At 59.0% G+C, this 12,154-nt stretch carries 9 protein-coding genes; 3 read left to right on the top strand and 6 right to left on the bottom strand.

All coding sequences use genetic code 11. The features are described from left to right. Positions 1 to 533: 533 nt before the first annotated feature. Positions 534 to 1,232 (top strand): hypothetical protein, encoded by a 699-nt coding sequence (locus J2S45_RS04225; protein ID WP_307634640.1) that lies wholly within the window; start codon positions 534 to 536, stop codon positions 1,230 to 1,232. Between the two features lie 56 nt (positions 1,233 to 1,288). Here the strand turns inward: J2S45_RS04225 and J2S45_RS04220 are convergent, their stop codons facing one another. From J2S45_RS04220 to J2S45_RS04205, 4 genes are all read right to left on the bottom strand, one after another. Further along, the gene (locus J2S45_RS04220) at positions 1,289 to 3,634 is read right to left on the bottom strand and encodes a polyribonucleotide nucleotidyltransferase (RefSeq protein WP_270974215.1); all 2,346 of its coding nucleotides are present in this window, start codon (positions 3,632 to 3,634) and stop codon (positions 1,289 to 1,291) included. A 166-nt stretch (positions 3,635 to 3,800) separates the two neighbouring features. Next, positions 3,801 to 4,070 carry a 30S ribosomal protein S15 gene (rpsO, locus tag J2S45_RS04215; RefSeq protein WP_270974213.1) on the bottom strand — a complete coding sequence of 90 codons (270 nt, stop codon included), beginning with the start codon at positions 4,068 to 4,070 and terminating at the stop codon, positions 3,801 to 3,803. Between the two features lie 276 nt (positions 4,071 to 4,346). Then, on the bottom strand, positions 4,347 to 4,766 hold the full coding sequence (locus J2S45_RS04210; protein WP_296931658.1) for a hypothetical protein: 420 nt from the start codon (positions 4,764 to 4,766) through the stop codon (positions 4,347 to 4,349). Positions 4,767 to 4,952: 186 nt separating this feature from the next. After that, entirely contained in the window at positions 4,953 to 5,969 is a 1,017-nt protein-coding gene (locus J2S45_RS04205) for a LacI family DNA-binding transcriptional regulator (protein ID WP_296931656.1), read from the bottom strand. Between the two features lie 138 nt (positions 5,970 to 6,107). Here J2S45_RS04205 and J2S45_RS04200 point away from each other — a divergent pair, with 138 nt between their 5' ends. Both J2S45_RS04200 and J2S45_RS04195 read left to right on the top strand, forming a co-directional pair. After that, entirely contained in the window at positions 6,108 to 9,269 is a 3,162-nt protein-coding gene (locus J2S45_RS04200; RefSeq protein WP_307634639.1) for a glycoside hydrolase family 2 TIM barrel-domain containing protein, read from the top strand. Beyond that, positions 9,266 to 10,660, top strand: coding sequence for an MFS transporter (locus J2S45_RS04195; protein WP_307634638.1), 1,395 nt, complete (start codon positions 9,266 to 9,268; stop codon positions 10,658 to 10,660). Before J2S45_RS04200 ends, J2S45_RS04195 begins: the two co-directional genes overlap by 4 nt. Before the next feature lie 202 nt (positions 10,661 to 10,862). Here J2S45_RS04195 and J2S45_RS04190 read toward each other — a convergent pair whose 3' ends face one another. Together J2S45_RS04190 and J2S45_RS04185 are read right to left on the bottom strand one after the other, a co-directional pair. Further along, on the bottom strand, positions 10,863 to 11,846 hold the full coding sequence (locus J2S45_RS04190; protein ID WP_307634637.1) for a bifunctional riboflavin kinase/FAD synthetase: 984 nt from the start codon (positions 11,844 to 11,846) through the stop codon (positions 10,863 to 10,865). Then, positions 11,847 to 12,029, bottom strand: coding sequence for a hypothetical protein (locus J2S45_RS04185; RefSeq protein ID WP_296932164.1), 183 nt, complete (start codon positions 12,027 to 12,029; stop codon positions 11,847 to 11,849). Between the last annotated feature and the right edge of the window lie 125 nt (positions 12,030 to 12,154).

The following is a 12,154-nucleotide window of genomic DNA, read 5'->3' as shown; positions in this document are numbered from 1 at the left end:
AGTCCCAATATTCATACATACCCACTAACTCGAGAGCGCCCACAACTACTATTCATAACTGCAACATCACCCATCTACCTACGAAATGAGAATTCATGAACCTCACTCGAGTGTCTTTTCTAGTTGGTTTAGTATCTGTGAGTATTGGTTCAGCTGTACCAATACTTCCCATATCTCCGGACGGGCCAGAGTCTTCGGTGTTAAGCTCTCTGATCACAAATAATGATCGAGATGAGATTAAACCGTTTAACTGCATTTCGAAAATGTGCCTCGACGGACCATCTGGAGGCTCAATACCCTTACGCCTTCTCGCAGCAGGCGGGACCAAGATTAACAGGAACGCATTTTCAGTAAAAGTTCGAGGAGAAACAGCGTGGAGAGAACCACGTGGCCAGGCTTGGAAGATTTCCAAGGACTACGGAAGACATGGTACAGGCTGGAAGCTCATAGACCCTTCTGGAAGGAGAGTCGCATCGTTAACTAATGATTACAGGTTTAGAATTCGTAACGCAAGTATCTACTGAGGACCGCGTATGCACCCACATTTCATTCCCTGGCCCACGCTTCCCCAGACCCCGCAGGGTCGGCCGCGCGCCGGAGCCCTCGTCACCACGCTCACTGACGGAAGCACATCCATCCAGTGGTTCGACCCGGACATCCTGTTTTATTTCCAAGTCTGGGGCCGGCTCGACGGCGTCAATGGCAGCCGCCTCGAACCCGACATCTGCTTAAACGACGACGGCGATATATCCGTCGCCGCCCTGCATGCGCCCTGGGCACATGATCAGCTCCTCGGTCAATACTCAGTCCGCGACGGTCGATGGATCGACGAACCTAATGGATCGTGGGCCGCTTTCACTCGCCGCGCCTGTTCTGTCTTGGCGGAAGGATTGCGCGCACCCAAAGTGGACCTGCCAGAAGGCGAGGTGGCTATCGTCGAGGTACACAACTACCTCACGGTTCATGTCAACTTCGGCGGAACGATGTATCGTCTACTCGAGCGCGAGGTCCCCCGAGATGACGAATACGAACCAATCTATCGACTCTTCGGCGTGCTAAGCGAGGAATATCCCGCCCTCAGCCATGCCACTGTACTCGTGCAGGATGGCCGCTGGACCTACTGGGCCCCAGGCACCGACGCCTACACCCACCCCAGTGGGACACCAGCCCCCGCGTGGCTCGGCCTCGTCTCGGCCGCGTTTGCGGAGCACTCCCAGTCTTCTCAGACCTAGGAGAGATAACGGGAGGGGCCAGCCCATCCGGACTGGCCCCCTCGCGCGTTTACCGACTACTCGTCAGCGGACTCCTCCGAGTCACTTTCTTCGCGGGTGCGAGTGCGACGGCGACGACGTTCGCCACTGCGCTTCTCACCATCCTCACGGCGACCACGACGGCGCGGACGATCGTCCTCATCCTTACCGTTGTCCTTGGCCGCCGCCTCAGCGGCGAGCTGCTCTTCGCTCAGAACGGCGTGGAGCGAGAGCTTGCCACGCGGATCGATCTCCGCGAGCTCGACCTCAACCTTGTCACCGACGTTGAGCACGTCCTCGACAGCGTCGATACGCTTACCACCCACGAGTCGGCGGACCTGCGAAATATGCAGGAGGCCGTCCTTGCCCGGGGAGAGCGAGATGAACGCGCCGAACGTCGTCGTCTTGACGACCGTGCCGACGAAACGCTCACCGATCTCCGGCATCTGCGGGTTAGCGATCGCGTTGATCGTCTGGCGGGCGGCCTCGGCCGACGGGCCATCGCTGGCGCCGATGTAGACAGTGCCGTCGTCCTCAATCGAGATCTCAGCGCCAGTATCTTCCTGGATCTGGTTAATCATCTTGCCCTTCGGGCCGATGACCTCACCGATCTTGTCCACCGGGATCTTAATGGAGATGATGCGCGGGGCTGTCTCTGCCATCTCGTCCGGACCCGGGGCCGCTTCCTCGATCAGGTCGAGGATGGCGAGGCGGGCCTCGTGCGCCTGAGTCAGAGCCTGAGCGAGGACTGCGGCCGGGATACCGTCGAGCTTGGTGTCGAGCTGAAGTGCCGTCACCATGTCGCGGGTACCGGCGACCTTGAAGTCCATATCACCGAGGGCATCCTCTGCGCCGAGGATGTCGGTCAGAGCCACGTAGCGCTGCTCGCCCTCGACGACGCCGGAAATAAGGCCCATCGCGATGCCGGCGACCGGCGCCTTGAGCGGCACACCAGCGTTAAGAAGCGAGAGGGTGGAGGCACAAACCGACCCCATCGACGTCGAGCCATTGGAACCGAGGGCCTCGGAAACCTGGCGGATAGCGTAAGGGAACTCCTCACGCGAGGGCAGAACCGGGACCAGAGCACGTTCGGCGAGCATTCCGTGGCCAATCTCGCGACGCTTGGGCGAGCCCACGCGACCCGTCTCACCCGTCGAGTAGGGCGGGAAGTTGTAGTGATGCATGTAGCGCTTGGCCGTCATCGGCGAGAGGTTGTCCAGCTGCTGCTCCATCTTGAGCATGTTGAGCGTGGTCACGCCCAGGATCTGAGTCTCGCCACGCTGGAAGAGCGCCGAGCCATGAACGCGCGGGAGAACCTCCACCTCGGCCGTGATTGTACGGATCTGCGCCGGAGCGCGCCCATCCATGCGCACACCCTCGGTGAGCACGCGGTGACGCATCTCTTCCTTCCAGTGCTGGTTCACGGCAAGGGCGAGAGCCTGCTCCCGGTCCTCGAAGCGATCCGACAGCTCGGAGACGATGGTCTGGGTCAGCTCGTTGAGCGCGTCGTCACGCTCGTGCTTGTCCACGATGCCCCACAGACCCTCGAAGCGGCCGTTGATCTGCTGTCCAACCGCCTCGAACTCCTCGTCCTCATAGGGCAGGTAGCGCGGAAGATCCAGCGGCTCCTTCTCCACCTGCTCGGCAAGCTTAAGCTGTGCCTCGCACAGGGTGCGGATGAAGGGCTTAGCGGCCTCAAGTCCCTCGGCAACCGAGGTCTCGGTCGGCTTCGTGCCGCCCTTGGCCACGTTATCGAGCGCCTCGTCGCCAGCCTCGGCCTCGACCATCATGACGGCGATGTCATCGCCGACGATGCGGCCCGCCACCACCATGATGAAGGTGGCATCCGGCAGCTCCGAGTAGCGCGGGAAGGCAACCCACTGGCCGTCAATAAGAGCCAGGCGCACGGCGCCGATCGGGCCCGAGAAGGGTAGGCCGGAAATCTGGGTGGACATCGACGCGGCGTTCATCGCGACGACGTCGTAGGCGTCATCCGGGTGGATGGTGAAGACGGTGGCAACGATTTGAACCTCGTTGCGCAGGCCCTTGGCGAATGCCGGGCGCAGTGGGCGGTCGATAAGACGGCAGGCCAGGATCGCATCGGTCGACGGGCGGCCCTCTCGACGGAAGAACGAACCCGGAATACGGCCGGCGGCGTACTGGCGCTCTTCGACGTCGACGGTCAGCGGGAAGAAGTCAAAGTGCTCCTTCGGCTGCGAAGACACGGCGGTGGCGGACAGGACGGTCGTCTCGCCGTCGAGGTAGGCAAGTGCGGAACCGGCAGCCTGGCGGGCAAGCAGGCCGGTCTCGAAACGGATGGTGCGGGTGCCGAAACGACCGTTATCGATAACGGCTTCGGCGAACTTAACGTCTGGACCCTCCATGGATCTCCTTTTCTTCTGCCCCGCGGCCATCGATTGTCATCAACGCTTGAACCAAGCGGCAACCACAACCGAGGACCGACGGGAGGTACTTCTACAATTCGTATTGCCCAACTGCGGGTGATACGAACAATCGGCCCGCTCCGTGGGGAGCGAGCCGATCGGGCGTCTAGCGGCGCAGGCCGAGACGCTTAATCAGCGAACGGTAACGCTCGATGTCTTCGTTCTGTAGGTAAGAAAGAAGACGCTTACGCTTACCGATGAGGAGCATCAGCCCGCGGCGCGAATGATGATCGTGCTTGTGGGTGCGGAAGTGCTCCGTGAGTTCGGAAATACGAGCCGAAAGCAGGGCAACCTGCACTTCGGGAGAGCCGGTATCGCCCTCGTGAGTCGCGTATTCCTTAATGATGTCGTCCTTACGCTCCTTGGACAGAGCCATACGATTCTCCTTCTACTCGTTGCGCGGAGCCTGGGGCATGTTCTCCCAAGCGATGACGCTCCGCGGCCGATCGAACGGCTCAGCCAGTCTAGCACGGCCCAACGATGAGGAATCGCCCCGCCTCGGTGAGATATCACTCCCTGCGGGAGGCGTCGCCACCTGTGGGTCGTCGGCCGTGGCCTCCAGCGCTCAAACAATTCAAGAGTAGACAGCGAGGCCCCTCCGGCAACCGGGGCAAATGCACCACCGGTACGCCGCACTCACGACTGCAGCCTCTTATGTAAGATTCCCTTCCTTTCGGGGATGGTGGGTCTTGTGGGGATACAGACCGCCCGTTAACACGATCAAGGGCACCATCCACGAGCCCATGTAGAGGACTGGGTACTGCAAAAAGAGGCTTCTAAAGTTGACGATGACGACGACCGCGCTCAGCACGGCAACACACAAGACAATCATGATTGCCCGCCGCGCTTGCGTCACATCTGAAGGCATGAGTCTCATTTGAACCACAAGGAGCGTAGCCCACACAAGTATTGCTACAGCCGCCAATGGATAAAGCCCCTCCAACGAATCACCGCGCAGGTAGTCCGGCATAAAGGATCTCGCGTGCCACGACGTGCTCATGACAGTGAGCGCCTGTTGCACAGCAAGAGTGACAACGAGCAAGCCACGATTCTCCATCACCTCTAATCGCACCGACACCACCTCACCTAAGCCAACAAGACACTACGATGTGACATAAATGATACCACTGCCGCCAAATCAACTCGCGCCGTACCGTAACCGAAAAGGAACTGATCACCTCAACAGCAAGAATCGAAGGTCTCCGAATTTGCTTCACTGACTTCTATTGCGCTTGCGCTAGTCAGTTGGCTTGCCCAGTTAACCGCGCGGCCGCCACGGTCCGGTGCTCGACCGCACGATGAGCTCGGTGGGAACGATAACTTGCGAAGTAGTGAGCTCACTCGTAAGTTGCTGATGGATCAGTTGGACCATGGCGGTGCCCACGCGGTGGAAGTCTTGACGTACCGTGGTAAGCGGCGGCGCCGAGAACTCTGCAAGCTCAATGCCGTCATACCCCACTACCGAGATCTCGTCGGGCACCCCAATACCTCGCTCAGTGAACGCCCGGATCAGGCCGAGTGCCACCTCGTCGTTGGCGGCAAAGACTGCACTAACCTCACGCCGATCAGCAATACGAATCCCCGCCTCGTAGCCCGAATGTGCGGTCCAATCACCGGGGATGGGGGCCGGAATCGGCGCACCCGCCTCTCGCAGCGCGTCTTCCCACAAACGCTGGCGGCGATGAGCCGAGCGAGAATCGGACGCACCCGTGATGTGATGGACAGTGGGGTGGCCCAACGCCAGCAGATGATGGACTGCGGCACGCACTCCCTGCTGATGATCCGATACCACCAGCGGGTAGGCGTTAGAACCTAAATCTGCACTGGCCACTGCCAAGCCTTCGGGCAAAGCCAAATGCTCGCTACTGGCCAACCCGGCCTGCACAATCACTAAACCGTCAATCTCTTGCTGGGAAAGCCGCGCTACGGCCTGGTGCACATCAGCCGACATGGGATTGTGTACCTGCACAAGAGAAACTGAGTATCCGAGTTTCGCCGCTTCATCCACCACGCCGTCGGAGGTATAGGCCTCTCCTGTGCGCCAGATGTGCTGGGTGAGCAGGCCGATCACCCCGAACCTACCCGTACGTAGTGCGCGAGCGGCACGATTGGGGCGATATTGAACGCTTGCCATCGCTGTAAGCACTTTCTCGCGCGTATGCTGCGCCACGTTCGCTTCTCCGCGCGCCACCCTCGAAACGGTCTGTGCGGATACCCCTGCGAGACGAGCCACATCAAACAACGTGCCGCCTGCCGAATCGCGTCTTAAACTCACTATTCGACTCTATCAACCCGCTCAAGCCCCCGTGAATCGTGCAGGAACTTGCAAAATGTTATCGTTAGCATTATTGTGAACGACACCATCTACTAGTCGCAAAGTGGCAACGGTGCCGCTTAATCAAAGGTGATTGTTATGCAGATGCTCACACACCACGACAATCTGGCGGTGCTCCACGAGGAGACCCTTCCTCCGCGCGCCTACTACATCCCATGTTCTCCCGAGTTTTACGCGCGCGAACCCGATCTTGCCGGCAGGATTAACATCGAGCGCACCCGGTCGGATAGGTTCCGGCTACTCAATGGCGAGTGGGAGTTCACCTACTACCCAAGCGTGCAAGATCTGGATAGAGACGTGTTTGCCATCCCGGAGCTTGCCACCACGATACCCGTTCCGGGAACCTGGCAATACAACGGCTTCGACCAGCACCAATACACCAACATCCGCTATCCCATTCCGCTCGATCCGCCGCACGTGCCAAAACGAAACCCCGCTGGCCACTACCGCACGAAGTTTACGTATGCGCCCACGCACGCCGCGACTTCTAGCGCAGATCAAACCGAAAGGCGCTCCATCAAACAGGGCGCAGCACCTCGCACGCATCTCATGTTTGAAGGGGTAGATAGCGCTTTCTACCTCTGGATCAATGGCACGTACGTGGGCTACTCGCAGGTAACCCACGCGCAAAGCGAATTCGATATCACCGATGCGCTGATCGAGGGCACCAACACTCTCGACGTGCTCGTGCTGAAATGGTGCGATGGCACCTACCTTGAAGATCAAGACAAGTTTCGCACCACCGGCATTATTCGCGACGTCTATCTCCTGAGCAGGGCCGCGGCCGGCGTCGAGGATTACCTCGTCACCACCTCATTCACCGAAAATGGAGCGCGAGTGACGGTGGACGCTAGGTTCTATGGCGATCCCGGAAGCGTGGACGTCACGCTGATTGATCCGAAGGGCGCGCCTGTAGCGCACGGCCGATTCACCCCGGGCTCCTCTGGATCTGCCGCTCGGGCTCACTCCCTCGATCACACGTGGCACACCGATCTCACCCAGCCCTACGAGTGGACTCCAGAAACTCCCTCCCTCTACACCCTCATTATGCACACCGCTAACGAAGTCATTACGGATCGGGTGGGCATTCGAGAAGTAGTGATTGCCGACGCTGTGTTGAAAGTCAATGGCGACCCCATCAAGATCAAGGGCGTAAATCGACACGATTCTGACCCTCGCACTGGCCCCGTGGTGGATCTCGATCATATTCGCCGAGATTTGAAACTGATGCGCGAGCACAACATCAACGCTATCCGCTCATCGCACTATCCAAACTGCCCGCAGTTCTATCACCTGTGCGACGAATACGGTTTCTACGTGATGAGCGAGGCAGATAACGAAAGCCACGGCACTCAGCTTCAACTGCTCGCCGATGAAACTGAACCCAATGTCTTCCATCAGTGGAACAAGCCCATTGCTGATAATCCCGCGTGGACCGAGGCCGTGGTGGATCGTATTGAGCTGATGATCCATTCTGAGAAGAATCGCCCGTCGATTATCTCGTGGTCTGCTGGAAACGAGTGTGCCTACGGTCAAACGCTCGAAGCTGGCCTCGCGCGGATGAAAGAGCTTGATCCTACTCGCTTTACCCACTACGAATCGGCGTATTACAGAGCGCCCGACCGCTCATACGACTACTCCAACATCGACGTATACGCCCGCATGTATCCCCCGCTTTCGGATATCACCGAGTATCTCACCTGGGGCGACAAGCCGTTCTTGCTCGTAGAATACTGCCACTCCATGGGTAACGGCCCAGGAGATCTTGAGGATTACTGGCAGATGATTCTGCGTGAAGAGCGGATGTGCGGCGGATTCATCTGGGAATGGGCGGATCACGCCGTGCAAACGGATGCCGGTGCCTATCTCTACGGCGGCGATCATGGCGAAGAGATTCACGATGGCAATTTCTGCATCGATGGCCTTGTCGGCCCCGATCGAACGCCACACACCGGGCTTCTCGAGGCCTGGAATGTGCACCGTCCGATCAGGGCAGACTATTGTCAAGGGGTACTCACGCTCACGAATACTGCTAACCACCTCAACGCGGCCGACTTCGCGAGGCTTCGCTATGAGGTCATCTGCGATGGCGTGGTGGTGGAACACGGTGCTCTTCAGTGTCCATCAATCGCCCCGCGCACCTCGGCGCGCATGGAGCTCCCTCTCACCGTGCCCGAAGTAGGCCGATGTTTCCTGCGCGTTTTCAGCGTTTTAGCTCATGATGCCCCACTGGTATCAGAAGGCCATTGCCTCGGGTTTGACGAGTTTGCCTTACCGAACGCCACTGCGCACACGCGCGCGGCTCTGGAGCTGTGTGCACCGAAGGTCAAAAGCAAGCCCTCGGCCGTTGCACCCGAAACGGGAGACAAGCAGCCGATTCTTGAAACCCGGGGACGATTCTGTTCCGTGCGCGCCGGGGATCTGCACTATCAGTTCGATCGAGATACGGGTCTGATCGAGAGTATCCGTTACCGCGATGAGGATCTTTGTTCCAAACCGATGGAGCTCAATATCTGGCGGGCTCCCACGGACAACGATATGTACGTCAAGTCGCAGTGGATACGTGCCAAATACCACCTCGCTTATTCGCACGCATATTCTTTCACGGCAGACCGCACGACGGACGGCATTCGCCTCACCGCCGAGATCGCCGTGGTCGCACCAACCATTCAGCCGATTATCCGCGGGCGACTCACGTGGATTGTCCGCCCTGATGGTTCGCTTGAGTTGAGTTTCGTTGGGGACGTTTCTGAGAACTTCCCCGATCTGCCTCGCTTTGGAATTCGCATGTTCCTTAAGCAGGGTGATCGCGTTTTGTGGGCTGGCCTTGGGCCGCAGGAAAACTACATCGATAAGAGCCAGGCAGCGCGACACGGGGTTTACCAGATGTCGATTGGGGAGCTTCACGAAGACTACATCATGCCCCAAGAAAACGGCTCGCGTTCTTCCGTGGACTACCTTGAAATTCAAGGGATCCACGAAGACCTCAACTTGGCCGTGGCCAGCAACCATCTCTTTTCTTTCAACGCCTCACACTTCACTCAAGAAGAACTCACCCGATGCACACACAACACTGAGCTTCGCCCCGCTGGATGCACAGTGCTGTGCATCGATTCCGCGATGGCTGGTATTGGCTCAGGATCGTGTGGCCCGTCTCTAGCTCCCGCCTCTCGAGTGCCCCGGCACCTCGATATGGCGCTCGTATTGAGCATCAACACCCTTGGAAAGGTTCAACGATGAACGAAAAACGCTATCTTAAGTGGTACAATAAGATCGGCTACGGATCGGGCGATATCGCTGGAAACGTAGTGTATGCCCTTCTCTCGGCATTCGTGATGATTTATCTCACCGATACTGTTGGCTTAAACGCCGGGATTATCGGAACGCTGATGATGGTGGCACGAATTTTCGATGGCGTCTCAGATATATTCTTTGGCCGCCTTATGGATAAGACCCAGACACGCTGGGGGAAGGCTCGACCGTGGATGTTTGGCGCATTCTTTGGGTGCGCCATCATGCTCGTGGCGATTTTCGCTATTCCACCCTCAATGGGAGAAACGGCGCAATACGTGTGGTTCTTCATAGCCTATACTGCGCTCAACGCCGTATTCTATACGGCTAACAACATTGCCTACGCCGCTCTGACTGCACTGATCACAAAGAATCGCGCCGAGCGCGTGCAGATGGGTTCTATCCGCTTCATGTTTGCATTCGGCACGTCGCTTACAATTCAAACAGTGACCGTGGGGATGGTCCAGTGGCTCGGGGGCGGGGCTGATGCATGGCGCACCATCGCCATCTTCTATGCAATTGTCGGAATTATCTTCAACACCCTGTCGGTGGCCTCTGTACACGAGCTCCCGCCCGAGGAACTTAACGATGATCCCACGTTCAGCTCCAAAGACGATCAGCTATCCTTCGGAGAATCGCTGAAGCTACTCGGTAACCGATACTTCGTGATTATTGTGGTGTGTTTTGTGCTCATGCAATTCTTCACTGCAACGCTCAATATCGGCATCTATTTCATGACCTACATTTTGGACGATCCGAATCTGCTCGGACCTTTCGCGTGGTCGATCAACATTCCGCTTATAGTTGGGCTTCTGATCACCCCAATGGTGGTGGCAAGAGTGGGCCGTATGCAGCCAGTGGCTATTGTGGGATATATCGTGGCGGTGCTCGGTCGTCTTGGCGTTGTGCTGGGAGCAGCGATGGGATCGATTCCGCTCATGCTTTTCTTCTCCGGTGTAGCTTCGCTGGGCATGAGCCCGTTGCAGGGTACGCTAAACGCGCTCATTGCGGAGATTTCCGAAAACGTGTATCTGCGCACGAAGAAGCGGATCGACGGCATGATGTTTTCGGCGTCATCGCTCGGTACAAAGATTGGTTCCGGGTTTGGCACCGCTGTGGCAGGGTGGCTCCTTGCCGGATCGGGGTATGATGGCCAAGCTCAGGAGCAGACGCAATCAGCGTTGAATATGATTTCGTTTATGTATCTGTGGATCCCTACTATCGCCAACCTTGCCATTCTTGGGCTACTGTTCTTGCTCAACGTCGAGAAGGTTAACGAGAGATTGCGGCAGGCAGGCCCCGCACGGGAATCATCAACATCTGCTGCCAGTGACAGTTGAAAAGTGGCCCGGTCGCGCAGGTAGAAAGGCGACCGGGCCACTTTTCAAAATCGGATAGATGATTTCTATAGAAGGGCACCGAAACTCGGCGCTTCCATCATTGAAAGGCTCCGGCTCTTTCCGTTCCCCGGAGCGCCCCCAAAGCTCCGATACACGACCAACCTAGGAAGACCAGGAATCAGTAATAGGTCCAACACATGCGTTATCGCGCAGTAACGTCCTTCGGGTCCACCCGATAGGAGACCGGCACGCCGAGGATTTCGGCGCTCTTGCGCAGATCCTCGTCCATCTGGGCCTGCAGTTGTTCCACCGAATCCATCTTCAGCATCGGGCGCACGTAGTCGACGAAGTCGATCGCGATCTCCTCACCGTACAGGTTGAGGTCGGCTCGCCCGAGCACGTGAGCCTCGACCGTACGCGTCTCGCCGTCGAACTGGGGGTTCGTACCGATCGAGATTGCGGCGGGCAGGTGGACAGTTGCCGTCGAGCCCGGCACCTGTCGCACCACCCAGCCCGCGTAGACGCCGTCGCGCGGCACCTCGCCCACCCCCGAGCCGGGCAGGTTCGCCGTCGGGAAGCCGAGCTCGCGCCCGCGCTTGAAGCCGTGTTCGACCACCCCGCGCAGCCGGTGCGGGCGCCCGAGGATCTTCGCTGCCTTACGCACGTTGCCCGCCTCGAGTAGCTCGCGCACCCACGTCGAGGAGTAGCGCCGCCCGGAGGCTCCCCCGAGGTCGTCAATGAGCGTGACATCGAGGCGATCTGCCCCGTACTCGCACAGCAGTGCGCCATCGCCCGTGTTATTCTTGCCGAAACGCACGTCTTGTCCGACGACGACGGCGACCGCCTTGAGCTTGCCGATGAGTTCGTCGTCGATGAAGTCTTCGGGCGCCGTCATGGAATAGTCCAGGTCGTACTTTTGCACGACGACGGCGTCCAGGCCCGCGGCCTCCAGCATGTTGAGGCGGTCCTCAAGCGTGGAGATGAGCGGGAGGTCGAGGTCGGGACGGTGGACGTTGAGGGGGTGGGGATCAAAGGTGAGCCCCACCGAGACCACACCGCGCTCCTCAGCCTGGCGCACGGTCTCCGAAAGGATCGCGTGGTGGCCGCGGTGAACGCCGTCGAAAATACCGATAGTCACAACTGACGGGCCGAGGTCGTAGTCCTCGGCCCCATGAAACACTTTCATTTACTTCCCGCGCAAGCCCAGCTGGTTGCGGCCCTCGGAACGATCGTCCGGGGCCTCCGCGGGGGTGTTGGCCGTGCGCACGCCGTGGTGCTTGCCCTTGCCGCCACATCCGCAGCCACCGTGCCCGCCGTGGCCGTGCCCGCCATGGCCCTTGCCGCCACATCCGCATCCATGTTCACTCATGGGCACTATCCTAGCGGACTGCGCCACCAAATCGCCCACCGGGGCGTGGGCTGCCGTGGGCGGGAGCGGCCACCGTCGCCGCCGGCGCTACCTGGAGGCGTGATCCTCGAGGCGGTCGCGCCCGT

Origin of the sequence: Trueperella abortisuis (assembly GCF_030811095.1) — a bacterium.
Lineage (GTDB): Bacteria > Actinomycetota > Actinomycetes > Actinomycetales > Actinomycetaceae > Trueperella > Trueperella abortisuis.
Note: the sequence above shows the minus strand (reverse complement) of the source record. Positions and strands in the feature narration are given on the sequence as shown.